This is a genomic window from Rhizobium sp. AN68, assembly GCF_030758035.1.
GTDB lineage: Bacteria > Pseudomonadota > Alphaproteobacteria > Rhizobiales > Rhizobiaceae > Agrobacterium > Agrobacterium tumefaciens.
Genome location: NZ_JARWMI010000003.1, coordinates 541,058 through 561,241, shown reverse-complemented (window position 1 = coordinate 561,241; position 20,184 = coordinate 541,058). Strand labels below are relative to the sequence as shown.

Below are 20,184 nucleotides of genomic sequence, written 5' to 3'. Positions count from 1 at the left end.
AAACAGCTTCAGACGAAATGCGGCATCGCTTTTCTTCAGATTTTATGGAACCTTTTGTCCTCTTTGGTCTTTTTCTGGGGTTAATTGGAAAAATTTACCAAGATGGGACCCATGACGACCACGAGCGAAACTGAACGCTATCCAAGGATAGCTCTCATATCGACGCATGGCTATGTCGCCGCGCACCCGCCACTCGGCGCAGCGGACACCGGGGGACAAGTGGTTTATGTGCTTGAGCTTGCACGCAAACTCGGCCAGCTCGGTTACACCGTTGATCTCTATACCCGCCGCTTCGAAGACCAGCCGGAATTCGACGAGGTTGACGAGCGCGTCCGTGTGGTGCGCATTCCCTGCGGCGGGCGCGATTTCATTCCCAAGGAATATCTGCACCGCCACCTGATGGAATGGTGCGAAAACGCGTTGCGCTTCATCAAGAAAAACAACCTCAACTACTCTTTCATCAACAGCCATTACTGGGATGCGGGCGTTGCCGGGCAGCGGCTTTCCGAGGCGCTGAAAGTCCCGCATTTGCACACGCCGCATTCGCTCGGCCTCTGGAAAAAACGCCAGATGGAAACCGATTACCCGGAAAAGGCCGATACATTCGAACTTGAGTTTAATTTCAAGGAACGTATCCAGCACGAACTCATCATCTATCGCAGTTGCGACATGGTGATTGCGACGACGCCGGTGCAACTCGACGTCCTGATCGAAGATTACGGTCTGAAGCGCAAGCACATCCACATGATCCCGCCGGGTTATGACGACAACCGCTTCTTCCCCGTCTCGGATGCGACGCGGCAAATGATCCGGCAGCGTTTCGGTTTCGAGGGCAAGGTGGTGCTGGCGCTTGGACGCCTTGCCACCAACAAGGGTTACGACCTTTTGATCGACGGCTTCTCGGTTCTTGCGGCGCGCGAACCGGAAGCCCGCCTTCATCTGGCCGTCGGCGGCGAGAATATGGACGAGCAGGAAACCACCATTCTCAATCAGCTGAAAGAGCGAGTCAAATCGCTCGGGCTGGAGGACAAGGTGGCGTTTTCCGGCTATGTCGAGGACGAGGATTTGCCTGATATCTACCGGGCAGCCGATCTTTTCGTTCTGTCGAGCCGTTACGAGCCATTCGGCATGACCGCAATCGAGGCGATGGCGAGCGGAACTCCAACCGTGGTAACCATCCACGGCGGGCTGTTCCGCGCCGTCAGCTACGGCCGCCACGCGCTGTTTGCCGATCCTTTCGATAAGGAAGACCTTGGCATCACCATGATGAAGCCGTTCAAGCACGAGCGGCTGTATGGGCGGCTTTCCCGCATGGGGGCGCACAAGGCGCGCAGCCTGTTCACTTGGACGGGAATCGCGCAGCAATTGCTGGCGCTGGTGGAAGGCAGGCCGCTGATGCCTGTTCTGGAAGAATCCGATTGGGCAGAGCCATGGAACGACGGCGATTGAAACCGCTTCGCCTGTTTTCCACCGATCTCGACGGAACCGTCGTCGGCGATAACGCCGCTACGCGCCGGTTCCGCGATTTCTGGCATTCGCTGCCGGACGATCTTCGCCCGGTTCTGGTCTTCAATAGCGGCAGGCTGGTCGATGACCAGCTCGCCCTTTTGGAAGACGTCCCTTTGCCGAGGCCCGACTACATTATCGGCGGGGTCGGCACCATGCTGCACGCAAGAGAGCGGGGCGAGCTTGAAAGCGCCTATACGCATTCGCTCGGTACGGGTTTCGACCGGAAAAAGATCGCCGATGTCATGGCCGGTCTGCCGGGTGTGACCATGCAGGCGGAACGCTATCAGCATGGACTCAAATCCAGCTGGTTCCTGCATGGTGCGGATGAGAAGACGCTCAGTGATATCGAAGACACGCTCGTTGCGGCGGATATCGATGCCCGGATCGTCTATTCCAGCAACCGCGACCTCGACATATTACCCAAGGCCGCGGACAAGGGTGCGGCATTGGCGTGGTTATGTGGACAACTGCACATTGGTCTCGACGAATCAGTCGTTGCGGGCGATACTGGCAATGATCGGGCGATGTTCGAGTTGAATGGTATTCGCGGTGTGATCGTTGGCAATGCCTTGCCGGAGCTTCTTTCGCTGGCGAACAATGACAGCCGTTTTTTCCTCTCGCGCGCGACCGAAGCTGACGGTGTGATCGAAGGTCTCCAGAATTGGGGATTGCACACTGGCCAACGCAGTTCCGGCAATAATTCATAGCGGTTTTGCGTTCTGAATAGCGTAAAACAGAAAAAATGCAGTATTTCCGCGATCGGTCGCTGACGGTTACGTACCGGGCAAAGTCTTCGTTCGCACCCCTGCCACATCCCCTGCTGCCTACGATCTTCAACGGAATGAAGACAATCGTGGGTTATGCGTGAGAGGGGATTGGCGGGACATAAAGGATATCTATATTAGCAGTTACGACTAACAGGCGAAGAAGGATCCACACGGATTGAAGATTTTGAATCGATTGGCGACAGATGTAGGCTTGATGTTGCGCAGACCGCCGCGACAGCAATATGCAGCGCTGTGCTATCGATCGTCCAAAAAACATCATGAGCCGGAAGTCCTGTTGCTGACAAGCAGGGATACGGGGCGCTGGGTCATTCCCAAAGGCTGGCCCATGGCCAACAAGAAGGCGCATGCAGTTGCCGAACAGGAAGCCTACGAGGAAGCTGGTGTCAAAGGCAGGGTGGATAAGGCCCCGTTCGGCTTTTATGAGTATGAGAAAAAGCTGAACAGCGGCATCAATGTGCTGTGCAAGGTTCAGGTACATCTGCTCGAAGTGGCGGAGCTGCAGGACAGCTTTCCCGAGAAGGATTCCAGACGGCTTGAATGGGTCACTCCCGAAGAGGCCGCCAAAAGGGTCAACGAGCCGGAACTGAAAGCGCTCATGCTCACTTTCGACAAGCGGATGGCGCTTTCGAAATAGCGTCCACGCCCGAATAGTGGCAATCTGCAGTTTGTTTTTCCAACATGGCTTTTACTGTCTTTCATTTTGGAAAGATGTGCGAGATGTAACAGTCTTTCTGTAAATTGCCTTCAGCCCGCGACATTGCCGGACGAATGGGAATGCTGGCGAACGAGGTCTGAATGGCAATGAAGCCGCCACCGAACATGAAGCCGACGCTCGACAAGGATCTCGAGAAGATCACCCGTGTCGAAGAGGCGACGCTGCACGTCACGCAGCAGCTTGCCGGCCTTGGTGCGGGGGTGATGTTCGTTGTTCTGGCGGCGATATTTGCGGGCGCCTTCGTCACGGGCACGGCGGGCGCCGTCATCATCATCGCAGCCGTTGCCATCGGCGCCTATATGGCAATCAACATCGGCGCGAACGATGTGACAAACAATGTCGGCCCGGCGGTCGGCGCCAAGGCGATGCCGCTTGCAGCGGCACTCATCATCGCCGCCATCTGCGAGATCGCGGGTGCCTTGATCACCGGCGGCAACGTCGTCGAGACCATTTCCAGCGGCATCATCAACATCCAGACCATTCCCGACCGCACCGTGTTTTCCTGGGCTATGTTGTCGGCCCTTCTCGCCGCCGGCCTTCTCGTCAATATCTCGACCTGGACGAAAGCGCCGATTTCCACCACCCACACGGTGGTTGGCGGCGTTGCGGGGGCTGGAATGGCGGCCTATGGCATCCGGGCAGTCGACTGGCTGTCGCTTGGCAGCATCGCCTTTGCCTGGGTTCTAGCGCCCTTTATAAGCGCGGCCATCGCCATCGCCCTCCTTGCCTTCATCAAGGAATTCATCATCTACCGGGAGGACAAGATCGACGCCGCGAAGCGTTGGGTTCCTGTTCTGATCGGCATCATGACCGGGGTCTTCACCGCTTATCTCATCTGGGTTGGGCTGAGGCAGATCGTGCATGTCTCGCTTGGCCATGCAAGCGGCATCGGGCTTTTGACCGGCCTCGTCGCCTGGCGGCTGTGCGTGCCGATCATCCGCAAACAATCGGTGGGATTGGAAAACCGCAACCAGTCGCTTCGAACGCTGTTTCAGTGGCCGCTCGTTCTTGCGGCTGGCCTCATGTCCTTCGCGCATGGGGCAAATGACGTTTCGAACGCCATCGGCCCGGTGGTGGCAATCGTGCGAGCACTGCACGACGAGGCAGTGGAGACGTCCGCCCGCGCGCCGCTCTGGGTGATGCTGGTGGGCGCATTCGGGCTTTCCTGCGGTATTCTTCTCTATGGCCCGCGCCTCATCCGCCTTGTCGGTGAACAGATCACCAAGCTTAACCCGATGCGCGCTTTCTGCGTTTCCGTGGCTACGGCTCTGACGGTTCTCGTCGCATCACGCTTCGGCCTGCCGGTCAGCACCACCCATACGGCGATCGGCGCCGTGTTCGGCGTCGGCTTCTTCCGCGAATGGTACACGCAAGCGTCTCGACGGCGGCAGGAACTCGTCCAGGCCGGCACCAGTCAAATCCGCCGGGCCGATCGATATCTGGACAATCCTTCCGAGATACGCCGCCGTTATCTCGTCCGGCGATCCCACTTCATGACCATCATCGCCGCCTGGCTGGTGACCGTTCCCGCAAGTGCTACGCTTGCAGCACTGTTATATTGGCTTATGTCCTTCCTCTTTCTCTGACGCTGAAACCGAAAAGTCCCATGCGCGCAAATTTCCGGATGCAACGCCTGTTCGTCGAAACCCCGCTTGTTGCGGGCGCGGCGCAGGAAGCGACGACCGAACAGTTCAATTATCTCGCCAATGTGCTGCGCATGACCGATGGCGCGGAAATCCTGCTGTTCAACGGCCGCGACGGCGAATGGAAGGCGAGGCTCTCCTTTCCGAGCCGCAAGAAGATTACCCTCATCCCTCTGGAACAGACACGGCCCCAGCCGCCGGCATCGGATCTGCACTACCTGTTTGCGCCGCTGAAAGTCGGACGCATGGATTATCTGGTGCAGAAGGCGGTCGAGATGGGGGCCGGTCTTTTGCAGCCGGTGATGACCCAGCATGTGCAGGGCAAGATCCACAATACCGAAAAGCTGCGCGCCAATGCCATCGAGGCCGCCGAGCAATGCGGCATCCTGTCGTTGCCTGGCGTGGCCGAGCCGGTGAAACTGAAAGACATGCTCGAGACCTGGCCCCAGGATCGACGGATCATCTATTGCGACGAGGGCGACGCGGGGCAAAATCCGCTGCCTGTCCTGCAATCCATCAAGGAACGCAAAATCGCTCTTCTGGTCGGCCCGGAAGGCGGGTTTTCCGAAGAGGAAAGAGAGTTGCTGCGCAGCCTTGCCTTCGTCACCCCCATCCCGCTTGGGCCGCGTATCCTCAGGGCCGATACGGCTGCGGTCGCAGCCCTTGCGGTCATTCAGGCATCGATCGGCGACTGGAATTGACCTATCTGGCACATGTCTTTATCGCAAAACCGCTGCACAGTTTTACGCGACATGCGCTGAACCATTGCGCTTCATGCATCTTTAAAAGAAATTCATTTGCCTCCGGATACGATCCCGCTCTATCTGCCACACATATGCCTCGCCGCAACAGAGACGTCATAACAAGGTAAGCCATGGCACGCGATACGACCGACCAGACACCCCTCTCCTCCGTCACGGAGCTTACAGATTATCTGGCCGGCGGTTGCAGAGCTGAAGCCGACTTCCGCATTGGCACCGAGCACGAGAAATTCGCCTTTTTCCGCGAGGGCAACCGGCCGGTTCCCTATTTCGGCGAGGCCAGCATTTCCGCTCTGCTGAAGGGCATGCAGGAAAAGCTCGGCTGGGAGCCGATCATGGATGGTGAAAACATCATCGGACTTGGCGAACAGCACGGCATGGGCGCCATATCGATCGAGCCGGGCGGCCAGTTCGAACTGTCAGGTGCCCCGCTCGAGAACCTGCATCAGACCTGCAAGGAATCCAACCAGCATCTGGCGACCCTGCGCGAAGTGGCGGAGCCGATGGGCATCCGTTTTCTCGGCATTGGCGGCAGCCCGCTGTGGAGCTATGACGAAACACCGCGCATGCCGAAATCGCGCTACGCGATCATGACGCGCTACATGCCGAAGGTCGGGACCAAGGGTCTCGACATGATGTACCGTACCTGCACCATTCAGGTTAACCTCGACTTCTCTTCCGAAGCGGATATGCGCCAGAAGATGCGCGTTTCCATGAAGCTCCAGTCGCTGGCAACCGCACTGTTTGCATCCTCGCCCTTTACCGAAGGCAAGCCGAACGGCCTGCTTTCCTGGCGCGGCGATATCTGGCGCGATACCGACAATCGCCGCTCCGGCGTGCTGCCCTTCACCTTCAATGACGATTTCGGCTTCAAGGATTATGTCGAATGGGCGCTGGATGTGCCGATGTATTTCATCGTGCGCGACGGCAAGTATCACGATTGCACCCATGTCACCTTCCGCCAGTTCATGAACGGGGCGTTAAAGGGTGAAATCGCCGAATGGGAACCGACCATGGGTGACTGGACGAACCATCTCTCCACGCTGTTCCCCGATGTGCGCCTGAAGCGCTTTCTGGAAATGCGCGGTGCCGATGGCGGCCCATGGAGACGCATCTGTGCCCTGCCCGCTTTCTGGGTCGGCCTTCTCTATAATCAGGAAGCGCTTGACGCAGCCGATGCGCTGACAGCCGGCTGGAGTTTCGATGAGGTCATCGCCCTTCGCAATACCGTGCCGGCCAAGGGGCTGGCGGCGGAGATCGCCGGCAAGCCGCTTCTCGGTTTCGCCCGCGAGGTGCTCGACATTTCCCGCACCGGCCTCAAGAACCGCAACCGGCTGAACGGCGAAGGCCAGGACGAAACCGTGTTCCTGTCCTCGCTGGACGAGGTTCTTGCCAAGAAGACCACGCTCGCCGAAGACCTGCTTGCGCTCTATAACGGCCGCTGGGGTGGAACGGTGCTGCCAGTATTCGATGAATATCAGTATTAAAGCATTTCGCTGAAACTGCGCAGCGGCTTTGCGTCCGGACAGTGCGCAAGACAGGCAAGGCGTTGCCATAAAAAAACCCGGTGCGGCCGAGGGGCCTGACACCGGGCAAAGGCAGGGTTATTGGCAAATCACCCTGCGGGGAAAACCTTATCGGTTCGCAAGCAATCCCGGCGTCTGGAGGTACGCCGGAATTGCACGAACACAAGCCTAGAGCGTCTTGAACCGCGTGACTGAGCGCGTGCGTGCGGCGCGGGTCAGATGGGCGGTCGGATCTTCGAGCAAGCCGGTATTGAGCGCGTTGGTCACATCCGAGCGCGCCAGCCCGATATCGGCGAGCAGGCGATCGTCAAGCTCCGTGAGACCATTTGCGACGATACGATTGTAGATGCGCTGCACAAACGTTTTCACGGTGGAAGCAACACCGAAAGCGATGCGACGCAGGGTGTCGCTCTGCTGGCCGGTTGCGAATTCCAGTTCCATTTTCCGTTCTGCCGTGCGCATAACAATGATCCTTCCGTAACGGCACGATGCGGCACCGCTCCCGACGCACCGTGCGCGGGAAGCTGCCTTGGGTTGGGGGCCTGACGATGTGCCCGCCCCGGGGTTGAGATTGATTTGCTGGGTGTCAAAATGTCGCAAGACTATTGATCAGTCCAACGAATGTTTCTAATGTGAGGCATCAATCATTCTGATGGATGAGTATCAATGTCCGCACCTCTCGACATAGACCAGCTGCACACCTTCATCGCCATTGTCGATACCGGCAGCTTTACCAAGGCCGCTGAGCGCGTTTTCAAGACGCAATCCGCCGTATCCATGCAGATGCGGCGGCTTGAGGAGCGGATCGGCAAACAGCTCTTTGCAAAGGACGGGCGCGGCAACCGCCTGACGGCCGAGGGCGAGAAACTGATGAATTATGCCCGCCGCATCATTCGCCTTAACAACGAGGCGATTGCGGCCTTCGATGACAACAGGCTCGAGGGCACGTTGCGTATCGGCACCCCGGACGACTATGCCGACCGCTACATGCCAGAGATCATCGGGCGTTTCGCCAAGACGCATCCGAATGTCGAGCTTTACATCGTCTGCGAACCTTCGGTGAGCCTTGCCGAAAAAAATGGCGCGCGGCGAGCTGGATATAGCACTCGTCACCCACAATCCCCGCGCCCGCTCCTCCGATGTCGTGCGCACCGAGCCACTCTGCTGGGTCACCTCCGCGAACCATCCGCTGAAGGATGATGCGCCAGTGCCGCTGGCTGTCGGCCGACGCGACTGTCACTGGCGCCAACTTGCCTGCTCGGCGCTCGATGCCGACGGGCGGGATTATCAGGTGCTGTTCACCAGCTGGTCTTCCACCGTGGTTGCCGCCGCCGTGCTGGCAGGCATGGCGGTTTCCGTGCTGCCGGAATCGGCGCTGCGTACCGGCATGAAGGTTTTGACCGCCTCGGACGGTTTCCCACCGCTGCCGCCGGTCCAGATCGGCCTGATGAAACGGCCCGGCCTGTCGCCCTCGCTGGTGAACGCCATTACAGACCACATCACCGCCTGCCTCGACAACATCTCTCCGATGAACGTCGCCGATGAGCTGGATAACGATGTGAAGACCTACCCGAAGATGCCGCGCCTGCGCGCCGGGCACATGCTGCCCGGCTGGTGAATGGGCGCGCAAATGCGGGCGTGTGAGACGCCTTAACCGGGTAAGCTCGGCCTTTCCATCGTCCGTCTTCGCGTTGCAACCTACCGCGCACGCAGCGATGCGACAGCCAGCAGCGTGTCGCCGCTGATGCCCACCGAGCCGCTGCCGTTGAACAGCATCATGATCGGGTTGGTGGTGTTCTGCTTGTCGTCGTACATGATGGTAAAACGGGCGATCAGCTTCTTGACCTTATCGGGGTCCTGAAAGTCCTCGATGTCGAAATATTTCTTCATCATCGCCACCTGCGTATCGACCCCGGCATTGCCGAGTTCATCGGGAATGCCAAAGGTGGTCGTGATGAAGTTCTGGATCGCGGTGTCGGCAAGAATGGAGTAATAGGACGTTGTTCCCGCCGCCATTCGCTTGAAATAGAGCGCCAGACGCACGCCCGCATTTTCTTCACCTGCCTGCGTCTCCAGCGTCTGCGTCAGATAATTGTCCAGCGTCTCGTAGAGGCCGCGACGCGTCTGGATGGAGCTTCGATCCTCGCGCAGGATATTACCGTCCGTGTCGAAATTGAACGCGGTGACGAGACGGCGAAAAGCCGGGTCCATCTCCTTGTTGAGATAGCTGTCCTTGTCATCCAGATTGGACGTGAACATTTTTTGCAGCTGGTCCTTGGTGACCTTCGTCGGGTCGATGCCAAGCGATTCCATCGCGAATTTCGTCAGGCGATCATTCCCCAGAAAATCGCTGAGCGTCTTGACCTTCTGTAGCTCCGAACGGAAAAATTCCGCCTCCTTCTTGGCGGCTTCCTTTTCCTGGTCTGTTCCGAAGGCTGATTTCTTCTTGATGTAGTCGACCGACATGCTCTGAATTTCAAGTTCGGACTGCGCAAGAACCGGAGAGCCTGGCGATCCGTCAGACTTGAAGTTGAAGAGTTCCGCGAGTTTGACGTAACGGTCGTCTTTCAGCGCATAAACGTAGCTCTTCTTGTCCAGCAGGTCGCTGGTCAAGGCTCTACGAACGTCCGCAATATTCACCTTCGTCGGATCGAGGCCGACCGCCTTGAGCGCATAGGTGTAAACCGCGCTGCTTTCCAGGAAGTCCGCAACGGATTTGACGTTGGCAATATCGCTCTTGAACAGCTTCAAAGCGTTTTCGTCAGCGGCTTCGTCCTTGTCGTTATAATGGTTCATGTACCCGTTGGTCGTGGTAACGGTCTGGGTCGTCGTCTGTGGTGCCGTGCCGTCCGGCAGCGTTCCATCCGCCTTGAAATTGAACGCTTCGCGCAATGCGATGTAACGTTTGTCGCCATTGCCGAACTTGGCGATATAGTTGTTGGGATCGCTGAGATCGCTGGTCAAAATGTTCTCGATCGTCGCATTGACTATGGTCAAGTCATTCAGGTCGAATGCGACCTTGATGTAATTCACCAGACGCGGGTCTGCCATTAACTCATCGACGGTCTTGATCGAACCGATCTTCGATCTGAAATAATCCCTGTTCAAGGTGGCAACGGTCGGGGTCACACGCGGGGCACTGCCTACATAGGCCTGGGTCAGGATCTTGACGTTGTCGGCCGTCTGCGCCTGGCCGGCCGCAACGCTACCGTCATTGGCAAATTCGAAAGCCTGGGCCATCTGCGCCATCGTATTATATTGCGAGACGGTATTGGAGAGCTGGGTCTGCTCCGCCGTGATGGAGGCAAGGGTCGCCGCCCACTGGTCCTTCGGCGGCAGCACGGCTTCAAGCTGGGTGAGCTGATCCTGCCGGGTGGTTTTCTCTGTTTCAAGGGCGGTTCGCTGTTCGGCGGTCAGCGTGGTATCAGCCAGCGCGGTATCGATGGCCGTTATCCGATCCGTCACATCCCCATGCAACTCGATATTGCCCTTGGTCGTAAGCTTTTCCACGGCAGCGGAATAGGCCGCGCCGAACTTCTGGTTCAGATAGCTGTTCGGGTCATCGATATCGCTCGTCATCAATCCCTTGATGTGGGAATAGCTGTAGGTCTTCTCATCAATGCTGAAGACCTCGAAGATGTAGGCGCGGGTTCTATCGTTCTGAAGCAGCTGGTCGACGTTCGTGACCGTTCCGATGATCGCCTTATAATAACGGGTTTCTTCGGACAGGCTGTCATCGAGGTTGGTGATCGAGGTGTCGTAAAGCCCGATCATCTTGTCGAGCTGCGCCTCCGTCTGCACCGTGGTCGTGGACTGCGTGAAGTTGAAGGATGCGGCAAATTCGCGATAACGTTCATCGGTCAGCTTGTTGGCAAAGCTGTTCTGGTCGTTCAGGTCGCTTTCCAGCACCTTCTTCATGAAGGCCTTGGCGTAGGTCATCTCGCCGAGACCGAAGGCATCCATGGCATAGGAATAGAGCTGGTAGTTATTGAGGAACTCGTCGACGCTTTTTACATTGCCGATGTTTTCCTTGTAATATTTCGTCTGCCGCTCGACGATCCCCTGCTGCGACACGCGTGAAATGCTTGCCTTCATATCGCGGTTGATGAGGTCGTAGCTCAGAAAAGTCGATACCATGCGAATGCCCCCTGGAGCACCGCGCATCACGCTGGATACGGCCGGCTCCGGTTTTGAATTCGCCCACCACACCTCCATCCGGACGCACGGCAGGCCTTGGCGCGACTGTGCATGACGCGCCTTGCCCGGAGCTTGAAAGAGCACAGTTTCGGGACCGAGAAAAATCGCATTGTCTCAATCGGCTTTACCTCAGCGAAACCATGCCACGGTGGGTTTTGCTAACCATTTGGGAATGCAAAGTTTTCTTAACCGCGATTTTTAAGCAGTCTCGAACATGCGGCGGATATTCTCCTGACATCAGAGGACGAAAAGTCCCGATGAGAAGACCGGAAACCGGCTCTCAGGTAAAACAAGGGTAGAATAAACATGACCAAGACCGTTCTGAAGCCCGACTGGGCCGTCGCCACACTCAGACTCGACCCGGCACGTTTTCCGCAACAGGTCACCTATGGCAGGGGCAATGGCGCAACCGATGTTGCCGTCACGCTCGATGAACGGGGCGCCGTTCTGCGAAAGGTCCTGTCCTCTTCCGGCCTGCCTTTGTCCTTCGCCCTGCCAGCCCGCGCTTTCAAGGGCGTTGCCGCCCGCGCCATCGACCATGGTGATGGACAGGTGACGGTGACGCTGGAGCTTCACCACGACGATCCGGAACTTTGCGTTCCACTTCTCGTCGCCCATGATCTTTGCGATATCGCCGCCGACTGGCGCAGCTGGTCGGAAGCCTACCGCATTCCGATGCTGATGGTGGAGGCCGATGGCGTCGCCCGTCCGCTGGAAGAACATCTCGGCAAGGTGCGCACCAAGAACAGCCGCCCCCGTCGCCGGCACTCCTATTTCGCGGATCGTCGCCCGCGCTTCCTCGTGCGCCGCTCCACCGGTTCTCTCGGCATGAGCATGAAGATCGAGGGCAAGGAAATCATCGCCCGCAGCTGATAATCTTCAGACAAAACAATAAAAAGCCCGGCGCGGATATCGCGGCCGGGCTTTTTTGCATCTACCTTTCAACAACCTCACGCCAACAGAAGCGGCAGAATGAGGCCGGCGAAAATCAGCACGCCGACGCGGTTGTTGGATTTAAACAGCACAAGGCATTGCGCCACGTCGTCGATATCGAGCACCCAGACCTGCCGGAAAAGCATGATGGCGGCGGCGGCAAGGCCGCTATAGGCGATCAGGTTAACGCCCGCTCCCCAGAAGGACAGGGCGATCATGACAAGGGCTGTGCCATAAAGAAAAACCAGCCAGCGATGTGTGTTGTCTCCAAACAGCAGCGCAGTTGAACCGATGCCCACTGCCGTGTCGTCTTCCTTGTCCTGATGGGCATAGATTGTATCATAACCGATCGTCCAGGCGATGGAGCCGACATAAAGCAGGACAGCAGGCCAGGCGATGGACCCGAACTGCCCGGCCCAGCCCATCAGCGCACCCCAGGAAAAGGCAAGGCCGAGAAAAAATTGCGGCCAGTTGGTGAAGCGCTTGGCGAAGGGATAGATTGCCACGAAGACCAGCGAGAATATGCCGGTGGCAATCGCAAATCCGTTGAACTGCAACAGCACCACGAGTCCGGCGAGCGCCTGCAACACGATGAAGACCTTCGCCTGCGCCCTGCTCACGCGACCAGATGGCAGCGGCCGCGAGCGCGTGCGCGCCACGGCCATGTCGATCTTGTGGTCCGCAAGATCGTTATAGGTGCAGCCTGCACCGCGCATCGCCACCGATCCGATGAAAAACAGCGCCAAATGCCAGATCAGCGTGCCCCAGGAAAAACCGCCGCTTGCTACCGCGGCATTGGCCGCGAGTGCTGCGGACCAGAAACATGGCCACATGAGCAATTGCCAGCCGATGGGGCGGTCCCATCTTGCCAGCTGCGCATAGGGCCAGAGGGGTCTCGGCAAAATCCGATAGACCCAGTTGTTGGATGGTGCGTCGGAGACGCGGTCTGACAAATCGCTGTGGTGAACCATGGGGATGGTTCTACAGCATCGGCAGGCGAATCGGAATCGATTTCAGCACTTGGCCGCAGACACAAAAAAGCCCCGCAACGCTTTCGCGGCGGGGCTTGGGGTGGGCATATTCGCCGCGCCTCAGGGCAGCGTGAAGCCGAACTTGTAGCTTGCCTGGACGCCGACGACGAACTGGTTCTTGGAGCCGCGCTCCCGCACCAGCGAGCTGTCGGCGGCATCGCCCGTCAGGCGGCGATATTCGGCGAAGGAACCAACTTCAGCGGCTTCCGTGACTTTCCAGGTGATGGCGGCGCCGACGCCGGCGGAATGCAGGCCGCCGCCGGGGCTGTAGGGCGATGGCGCGCCGGCCGCTGTCTGCGCGGCGCTCACGCCGTAATAGCGTTCATTGTATTTGCTGCTGACCCATGTGGCGCGCGGGCCGGCGGAAATCTGGATACCGGGGGCGATATCGGTGAAGACGTCGGCCGAGAGATCGGCGACCACGCCGCTATGGCTGCGGATGCCCTGACGGGCTTCGCCGCGAATACGCAGCCAGTCGGTGGGATAAGCCTCGGCGAAACCGCCAAGCTCGCCGCCGCGCTTGATGCGGGTCATGCCTTTCAGATCGGCCGAATCCTTCTGGTCACGCGGAGACACCAGCTTTCCCGCAAGACCCATGCTGATCGGGCCATTGTCCAGCAGCGAGATCGAGGCGCTGTCGTTGCGCGAGGTGAAACGCGCGCCCTGACCCTGACGGCCGAGAGAAATGATGGGCGAAAAGCCGAATTCGTTCTTGTTGTCGCCCTGATATTTCGGCGCAGAAAAACCCGAACCGCCGAGCTTCAAATACCAGTCGCCGGAAAACCAGCCATCGGCATGGGCGTTACCGACGGCAAAAAGCGATAAAACACAAGCGGCGACGGCCGCTGATGGCTTGAACATGAAAATAACCCCAGGAAACGCAATACAAACAGGTAAGCGTAGAATTAGAGGGATTCCGTTTCCATTCCATTAACCAGCGCGAGAAGGCGGCGATTAGATCTTCCGACATTCCGGCCCTGAGCCGGAATTCAGCCGTCGCGCGTCTGCGCGGCAGGAAGCCTTCTTTCAGCCCGAGGACTTGGGCTGGCTGGATGCCAGATCAGGTCCGACATGACGGTGGCGAATGGACAAGCCTTAGAACATAACCTTCTCAAGCGGCGGCCGCGTCTTTTCGAACTCCAGCAGCTTTTCCTCGTTGCGGGCAATGTAATCGCGATTATGCGGAACGGCGTCGCGATCCTTGGCGAGCTGGATCTGGAAAATATGAAAATTTTCGTGGGTAAAGGCCATTTCGGACCCCGCTAGATAAAATTCCCACATGCGGAAGAAACGCTCGTCATAAAGTGCTACGGCCTCTGCCTTGCGCGCCACGAAACGTTCGCGCCAGTGCCGCAGCGTATGCGCATAATGCATGGGCAGGATTTCGATATCCTTCACCAGCAGCCCCGACTTCTGGATGGCTGGCAGCACCTCGGCAAGCGAGGGGATGTAACCACCGGGGAAAATATATTTTTCGATGAAGGGATTGGTCGCCAGTGCCGGACTGGGCTGGCCGATGGAATGCAGCACCATCACGCCCTTGTCGTCCAGAACCTCCGCCACCTTGTCGAAATAATCGCGGTAATGGGTCGGCCCGACATGTTCGAACATGCCGACCGAGACGATACGGTCGAATTTCTTCGAGGCAGGCAGGTAACGGTAGTCCTGCAATTCGAAACGAACATTGCCGGCAAGCCCACGTTTTGCTGCACGGTCGCGGGAAACGCGCAGTTGCTCCTCGCTGAGCGTGATCCCGGTCACATCGGCACCCGCACTTTCGGCAATATACATCGCCATGCCGCCCCAGCCGGATCCGATCTCCAGTACGCTCTGGCCCGGCTCCGTCATCAGCTTGGCAGCGATGTGCCGCTTCTTGGCGACCTGCGCCTCATAAAGGCTGATGCCCGGCGGATTGAAATAGGCGCAGGAATATTGCCAGTCCTCATCAAGGAAGATGTCGAACAGCTTGGCGCTCAGATCGTAGTGATGGGCGACGTTGCTCTTGTTGTGGTTTACCGGCAGATGCATCCTGATGCGGGCGGCGATGATGCGGGCCATACCACGCCAAACCATGCCGAAGGACAGCGCCTCGCTTAGCGTGTTGCTTTTAACCAGCGCCAGAAAGTCGTAGATGTCGCCCTCGACGACCTGCATACGGCCTTCCATATAAATTTCGGCGAGTTTCAGCGCAGGATCGGCAGCGATCTCCTGCATGGCAGCTTCGTCGGTGAAATTCAGAACCACCCTTGTTCCGGTACCGTTACCAAATGTACGGCTACCACCCGGGCTATTGACGACAAGATTACCGTTCTTGATTATCTTTTCGAGAAGAACATGCAGAGACGACGCCATGGCACCCCCAATTGCTAAGTCTCACTTATCAATTTTTCTGACCGTATTCCTTTCGGCACAAGTTTCAAGATAGTCTTATTTCAAAAAAATTGAACGATTTCATCAAGCAAAAAGCCCCACCGGGGTTTCCGGCAGGGCTTTTCCATAGAAATCATTTCAACCGGAGGTCAGCGTCGCTTCATCGCTTCGGCCAGAGCCGCAGCAAGAGCACCACCGGATTGCGACCCTTCGTTGTGTCCCTGCGGTTTGGAATTCGCGTGGCGCATGGCGCCCGCATTGCCCTTTTCGCGCATTGGCTGGGGTGCCGCCTCGCCGCCGTCCTTGCGCATGGTGAGGGCAATACGCTTGCGCTTCACATCCACTTCCACGACACGGACCTTGACGACATCACCCGCTTTCACGACCTCATGCGGGTCTTTCACGAAACGGTCGGCCAGCTGCGAGACATGCACGAGCCCGTCCTGATGCACACCGATATCCACGAAAGCGCCGAAGGCGGCGACATTGGTGACGGTACCTTCCAGCAACATGCCCGGTTTCAGATCGGTGATCTCGTCCACGCCGTCAGCAAAGGTCGCCGTCTTGAAGCTTGGGCGCGGGTCTCGGCCGGGCTTTTCCAGTTCGGCGATGATGTCCTTTACGGTGGGCAGGCCGAATTGTTCGTCGATGAAGCGCTTCGGATCAAGCCCCTTCAGCGTGGCGCTGTCACCCATCAGCGTGCGCAGGTCGCGACCGCAGGCGGCAACGATCTTATTCGCAACGCCATAGGCTTCGGGGTGCACGGAGGACGAATCCAGCGGTTCCTTGCCGTTGGGAATACGCAGAAAGCCGGCGCATTGCTCGAAGGTGCGCTGGCCGAGGCGCGGCACCTTCAACAGCTCCTTGCGGCTGGCAAAGGGGCCGGTCTGGTCGCGGTGTGCGACGATGGCATCGGCAATCGAAGCACCGAGGCCGGAAACCCGCGCCAGAAGCGGCGAGGAGGCGGTATTGAGATCGACACCGACGGCATTCACCGCATCTTCCACGACCGCGTCGAGTGAACGGCTGAGACGGCCCTGATCGACATCGTGCTGATACTGCCCGACGCCGATGGATTTCGGCTCGATCTTCACCAGTTCGGCCAGCGGGTCCTGAAGGCGGCGGGCGATGGATACCGCGCCACGCAGGGACACATCGAGATTGGGGAATTCCGCCGCCGCCCGTTCCGACGCGGAATAGACTGACGCGCCCGCCTCCGAAACGATGACCTTGGTGGGCTTTGCGCCGGAAGCCAAAGCCGGCATCTGTGTCAGCAGATCGGCGACCAGCTTTTCCGTCTCACGGCTGCCCGTGCCGTTGCCGATGGCGATCAGCTCGACATTGTGCTTGCGGATGAGCATGGCGAGTTCCGCCTGCGCGCCGCGCACGTCGTTCCTCGGCTGAAAGGGATAGACCGTCGTGGTGTCGAGCAGCTTGCCGGTGCCATCCACCACGGCCACCTTGACGCCGGTGCGGATGCCCGGATCGAGCCCCATGGTGGCGCGTGAGCCCGCCGGTGCGGCCAGCAGCAAATCCTTGAGATTGCGGGCGAAAACGTTGATCGCCTCTTCCTCCGCACGTTCGCGCAATTCGCGCATGAGATCGAGCGAAAGCGACATGGAGAGCTTCACCCGCCAAGTCCAGCCTGCCACTTCCATCAACCATTGATCGGCGGGGCCGGCATTGCGGATATCGAAGGCGGCCGCGACGGTACGCTGCGCGGGTTTGACCGGAGAGGGATCATCCGCATCGACATCGATGGTCAGCGTCAGAATTTCCTCGTTCCAGCCGCGCAGCATGGCCAGCGCGCGGTGTCCCGGCACTGTCGCCCAGCGCTCGAAATGATCGAAATAATCGGAGAATTTTTCGCCTGCCGCCTGCTTGCCGTCGACCACCTTGGCGCGGAAAATGGCGTTCTGGCGCATATAGTCGCGCAGGCGTCCAAGAAGATCGGCGTTTTCCGTCATGGTTTCCGCCACGATGTCACGCGCGCCTTCAAGCGCTGCCTTCACATCCGCCACCTCGCCCTGCACATAGGCCTCGCCAAGCTTTGCCGGATCGGCTGCGCGGTTTGCCCAGATCGCTTCGGCCAGCGGACCGAGACCGCGCTCGCGGGCGATTTCGGCGCGGGTGCGGCGCTTCGGCTTGTAGGGCAGATAAAGGTCTTCCAGCTCCGCCTTGGTGCCCGCCTGCATGATCTTGACCATCAGGGCGTCCGTCATCTTGCCTTGACCGTTGATGGTATCAACAATGGAGGCGCGGCGCGCATTGAGTTCACGCAGATAGACGAGGCGTTCGGCAAGCGTTCGAAGCTGGGTATCATCCAGCCCTCCCGTCGCTTCCTTGCGGTAACGGGCGATGAAGGGCACGGTCGCTCCCTCGTCCAGCAACGCCACTGCCGCCTTCACCTGATCGGCGCGGGCGTTGATTTCGGAGGCGATGAGCGTGGCGAGGCGGGCATTATCTGCGGTCATGGGGTTCTCTGATGTCACATCTGGAGCGGCGAACATAATGTCTGATTGTGGCGTGACAACAAGAGGCGGCAACGATTCCACAGGAAAGGCTGAGTTCGAGGGAAAGACGGGCATTTGAGGCGCTTTCTCCTTGACCTTTCGCCCCCCTGCCCTTAACGCCCCTCAAACAAGGTTACAGGCGAATTTGCAGGGGTGTTGACCATGAAAGTTCTGTTGATCGGTTCCGGCGGACGCGAACATGCGCTGGCGTGGAAAATCGCCCAGTCTCCCCTGCTCGATGAACTTTATGCCGCTCCCGGCAATCCCGGCATCGCCGACCATGCGACACTCGTTTCGCTTGACGTGGAAGACCACGCCGCCGTTATCGCCTTTGCCAGGGAAAAGGCGATCGACTTCGTCGTCGTCGGACCGGAAGCGCCGCTGGTTGCCGGTCTGGCAGATGATCTGCGTGCGGCTGATATTGCCACCTTCGGGCCTTCGAAAGCAGCCGCTCAGCTTGAGGGTTCCAAGGGGTTCACGAAGGATCTATGCGCCCGTTACGATATTCCAACCGGGGCTTATCAGCGTTTCAAGACCGCCGAACCCGCAAAGCAATATGTCCGTGAACAGGGCGCACCCATCGTCATCAAGGCCGACGGGCTTGCCGCCGGCAAGGGCGTAACGGTTGCCATGAGCGAGGCGGAAGCGCTTGCCGCCATCGACGACTGTTTCGACGGCGCTTTTGGCGCTGCCGGCGCCGAGGTTGTGGTGGAAGCTTTCCTCGACGGTGAGGAAGCCAGTTTCTTCTGCCTTTCCGATGGCAAAACCGCGCTGGCGTTGGCAACAGCCCAGGACCACAAGCGCGTGGGTGATGGCGACACCGGCCCCAACACCGGCGGCATGGGCGCCTATTCCCCCGCCCCGGTGATGACACCAGCCATGGTGGAGCGCACCATGAAAGAAATCATCGAACCGACGATTTCTGGCATGGCGAAAGACGGCAATCCCTTCTCCGGCGTATTTTTCGCCGGTCTGATGATCACCGCCAAAGGCCCCGAGCTGATCGAATACAATGTGCGTTTCGGCGATCCGGAATGTCAGGTGCTGATGATGCGCCTCAAGAGCGACCTGCTGCCGATTCTCTACGCCACTGCTACCGGCACGCTGGACAAGGTAGAAGCGGAATGGCGCGACGATGCGGCGCTGACGGTTGTTCTAGCTTCCAAGGGTTACCCCGGTGCCTACGACAAGAACACGCCCATCGCCCATATTCCCGATGCCAGCGAAGAGGCAAAGGTGTTCCATGCCGGGACGGCGCTGAAGGACGGCAGACTGGTGGCGACGGGCGGACGCGTGCTGAACGTCACCGCCTTTGGCAAGAACGTGACGGAAGCGCAGGCGCGCGCCTATTCGCTGGCGGCCAAGGTGGAATGGGAAAACGGCTTCTGCCGTCGCGATATCGGCTGGCAGGCCGTGGCGCGCGAAAAAGTCTGACCATTCAAGGCATACAGCGGCCCGAGCGCAGATTTCGCTCAATTTTTACCAAGTTTGCTGACCTGATGGAAACGAAAGACCGATAATATCTGCCGAACATTGAAGGGCGCATTCTGTCTCGATCGTGAGGCTACGCCGTCATTTCGGGGGTTTTTCGATGCGTCGTCTTCTTTTGACAGCGGTTGTCGCGCTGACCGGCGGGTCTGCGATGGCGTCTTCCATCGAATATGTAAACGGCACCCACACCAGCAATGGCAGCTTCGTTCGTCTCGACTGCGCCCGCTGCCAGCCCGTGAAGGACAACCCTGCCCCCGAGGGCTTTGCCATCCCCTCCATCGAGCCGGGCACGCAGCACACGGAAATGCGTGAAATCGAGGGTAAGCGCACGCTGGTGCGCACCGAGGCCTGGCTTGGCGGCGCGCCCGTCACCTTCGTCAGCACCAATCCCGCTTGGATGCCGCAGGAAACCCCCGGCACCGCAATTGCCACCTATGATGAGGGTGAAGCTGGCACTCCCCCCCAGGAAACGGCAGCCACGCCAGCAGGCATAGACATGACCGCGACCACGGCAGCGACGAAGACAATTTCGGCGGCCAATGCCACGGCACCGTCAAGCGCATCAGCAATGGCGGCACCCGATTTCCAGGATTTCAAATTGCGCGGCAATTGACCGACAGTGTCGGCGGCGTCTTTGATGACAAAAGTCAAATAATCGCGTCATCGCTGCATTTTTCGAAGTGCACGGCAACCATCCGGTGAATAAT

At 58.7% G+C, this 20,184-nt stretch carries 15 protein-coding genes and 1 pseudogene; 10 read left to right on the top strand and 6 right to left on the bottom strand.

Features of this window, described 5'->3' with window-relative positions; all coding sequences use genetic code 11:
- Positions 1–102: 102 nt before the first annotated feature.
- From RBH71_RS15710 to RBH71_RS15685, 6 genes are all read left to right on the top strand, one after another.
- Positions 103–1,449: a glycosyltransferase family 4 protein gene (locus RBH71_RS15710; protein ID WP_004432251.1), complete on the top strand. Its 1,347-nt coding sequence runs from the start codon at positions 103–105 to the stop codon at positions 1,447–1,449.
- A complete protein-coding gene (locus RBH71_RS15705; protein WP_111800666.1) occupies positions 1,446–2,216 on the top strand; it encodes an HAD-IIB family hydrolase in 771 nt (256 codons plus the stop codon). Before RBH71_RS15710 ends, RBH71_RS15705 begins: the two co-directional genes overlap by 4 nt.
- Before the next feature lie 274 nt (positions 2,217–2,490).
- Positions 2,491–2,931 (top strand): NUDIX hydrolase, encoded by a 441-nt coding sequence (locus tag RBH71_RS15700; RefSeq protein WP_013635535.1) that lies wholly within the window; start codon positions 2,491–2,493, stop codon positions 2,929–2,931.
- 161 nt (positions 2,932–3,092) lie between these two features.
- Entirely contained in the window at positions 3,093–4,598 is a 1,506-nt protein-coding gene (locus tag RBH71_RS15695; RefSeq protein WP_035252035.1) for an inorganic phosphate transporter, read from the top strand.
- Positions 4,599–4,618: 20 nt separating this feature from the next.
- Positions 4,619–5,356: a 16S rRNA (uracil(1498)-N(3))-methyltransferase gene (locus tag RBH71_RS15690; protein ID WP_003515207.1), complete on the top strand. Its 738-nt coding sequence runs from the start codon at positions 4,619–4,621 to the stop codon at positions 5,354–5,356.
- A 173-nt stretch (positions 5,357–5,529) separates the two neighbouring features.
- Positions 5,530–6,903 carry a glutamate--cysteine ligase gene (locus RBH71_RS15685; protein ID WP_003515206.1) on the top strand — a complete coding sequence of 458 codons (1,374 nt, stop codon included), beginning with the start codon at positions 5,530–5,532 and terminating at the stop codon, positions 6,901–6,903.
- Between the two features lie 207 nt (positions 6,904–7,110).
- Here RBH71_RS15685 and RBH71_RS15680 read toward each other — a convergent pair whose 3' ends face one another.
- Positions 7,111–7,404: a DUF1127 domain-containing protein gene (locus RBH71_RS15680; RefSeq protein ID WP_003515205.1), complete on the bottom strand. Its 294-nt coding sequence runs from the start codon at positions 7,402–7,404 to the stop codon at positions 7,111–7,113.
- Between the two features lie 204 nt (positions 7,405–7,608).
- Here RBH71_RS15680 and RBH71_RS15675 point away from each other — a divergent pair.
- A pseudogene (locus RBH71_RS15675) lies at positions 7,609–8,560 on the top strand (LysR substrate-binding domain-containing protein).
- An 80-nt stretch (positions 8,561–8,640) separates the two neighbouring features.
- Here RBH71_RS15675 and RBH71_RS15670 read toward each other — a convergent pair.
- Entirely contained in the window at positions 8,641–11,079 is a 2,439-nt protein-coding gene (locus tag RBH71_RS15670; protein ID WP_323687410.1) for a DUF1217 domain-containing protein, read from the bottom strand.
- A gap of 366 nt (positions 11,080–11,445) precedes the next feature.
- Here RBH71_RS15670 and RBH71_RS15665 point away from each other — a divergent pair, with 366 nt between their 5' ends.
- Positions 11,446–12,012 (top strand): DUF6101 family protein, encoded by a 567-nt coding sequence (locus tag RBH71_RS15665; RefSeq protein ID WP_003515202.1) that lies wholly within the window; start codon positions 11,446–11,448, stop codon positions 12,010–12,012.
- A 77-nt stretch (positions 12,013–12,089) separates the two neighbouring features.
- Here the strand turns inward: RBH71_RS15665 and ubiA are convergent, their stop codons facing one another.
- The 4 genes from ubiA to RBH71_RS15645 form a co-directional block, all read right to left on the bottom strand.
- A complete protein-coding gene (ubiA, locus tag RBH71_RS15660) occupies positions 12,090–13,043 on the bottom strand; it encodes a 4-hydroxybenzoate octaprenyltransferase (RefSeq protein ID WP_003515201.1) in 954 nt (317 codons plus the stop codon).
- Positions 13,044–13,163: 120 nt separating this feature from the next.
- Positions 13,164–13,964, bottom strand: coding sequence for a MipA/OmpV family protein (locus RBH71_RS15655; RefSeq protein ID WP_003515199.1), 801 nt, complete (start codon positions 13,962–13,964; stop codon positions 13,164–13,166).
- 234 nt (positions 13,965–14,198) lie between these two features.
- Positions 14,199–15,455, bottom strand: a complete 1,257-nt coding sequence (locus tag RBH71_RS15650) for an SAM-dependent methyltransferase (RefSeq protein WP_003515197.1) — start codon at positions 15,453–15,455, stop codon at positions 14,199–14,201.
- A gap of 167 nt (positions 15,456–15,622) precedes the next feature.
- Positions 15,623–17,947, bottom strand: coding sequence for a Tex family protein (locus RBH71_RS15645; RefSeq protein WP_003515195.1), 2,325 nt, complete (start codon positions 17,945–17,947; stop codon positions 15,623–15,625).
- 201 nt (positions 17,948–18,148) lie between these two features.
- Between RBH71_RS15645 and purD the strand changes: the two genes are divergently transcribed.
- Positions 18,149–19,420 carry a phosphoribosylamine--glycine ligase gene (gene purD / locus RBH71_RS15640; RefSeq protein ID WP_323687409.1) on the top strand — a complete coding sequence of 424 codons (1,272 nt, stop codon included), beginning with the start codon at positions 18,149–18,151 and terminating at the stop codon, positions 19,418–19,420.
- Positions 19,421–19,577: 157 nt separating this feature from the next.
- A complete protein-coding gene (locus RBH71_RS15635; protein WP_013635527.1) occupies positions 19,578–20,090 on the top strand; it encodes a plant virulence effector HPE1-like domain-containing protein in 513 nt (170 codons plus the stop codon).
- The last annotated feature ends 94 nt before the right edge of the window (positions 20,091–20,184 follow it).

Excerpts from the sequence above, each read along its gene's own strand:
- RBH71_RS15690 (WP_003515207.1), top strand. The coding sequence starts at position 4,619 with ATGCGCGCAAATTTCCGGATGCAACGCCTGTTCGTCGAAACCCCGCTT.
- RBH71_RS15685 (WP_003515206.1), top strand. The coding sequence starts at position 5,530 with ATGGCACGCGATACGACCGACCAGACACCCCTCTCCTCCGTCACGGAG.
- RBH71_RS15670 (WP_323687410.1), bottom strand. The coding sequence starts at position 11,079 with ATGGTATCGACTTTTCTGAGCTACGACCTCATCAACCGCGATATGAAG.
- RBH71_RS15700 (WP_013635535.1), top strand. The coding sequence starts at position 2,491 with ATGTTGCGCAGACCGCCGCGACAGCAATATGCAGCGCTGTGCTATCGA.
- RBH71_RS15635 (WP_013635527.1), top strand. The coding sequence starts at position 19,578 with ATGCGTCGTCTTCTTTTGACAGCGGTTGTCGCGCTGACCGGCGGGTCT.
- RBH71_RS15665 (WP_003515202.1), top strand. The coding sequence starts at position 11,446 with ATGACCAAGACCGTTCTGAAGCCCGACTGGGCCGTCGCCACACTCAGA.
- RBH71_RS15695 (WP_035252035.1), top strand. The coding sequence starts at position 3,093 with ATGGCAATGAAGCCGCCACCGAACATGAAGCCGACGCTCGACAAGGAT.
- RBH71_RS15645 (WP_003515195.1), bottom strand. The coding sequence starts at position 17,947 with ATGACCGCAGATAATGCCCGCCTCGCCACGCTCATCGCCTCCGAAATC.
- ubiA (WP_003515201.1), bottom strand. The coding sequence starts at position 13,043 with ATGGTTCACCACAGCGATTTGTCAGACCGCGTCTCCGACGCACCATCC.
- RBH71_RS15655 (WP_003515199.1), bottom strand. The coding sequence starts at position 13,964 with ATGTTCAAGCCATCAGCGGCCGTCGCCGCTTGTGTTTTATCGCTTTTT.
- RBH71_RS15680 (WP_003515205.1), bottom strand. The coding sequence starts at position 7,404 with ATGCGCACGGCAGAACGGAAAATGGAACTGGAATTCGCAACCGGCCAG.
- RBH71_RS15650 (WP_003515197.1), bottom strand. The coding sequence starts at position 15,455 with ATGGCGTCGTCTCTGCATGTTCTTCTCGAAAAGATAATCAAGAACGGT.
- purD (WP_323687409.1), top strand. The coding sequence starts at position 18,149 with ATGAAAGTTCTGTTGATCGGTTCCGGCGGACGCGAACATGCGCTGGCG.
- RBH71_RS15710 (WP_004432251.1), top strand. The coding sequence starts at position 103 with ATGGGACCCATGACGACCACGAGCGAAACTGAACGCTATCCAAGGATA.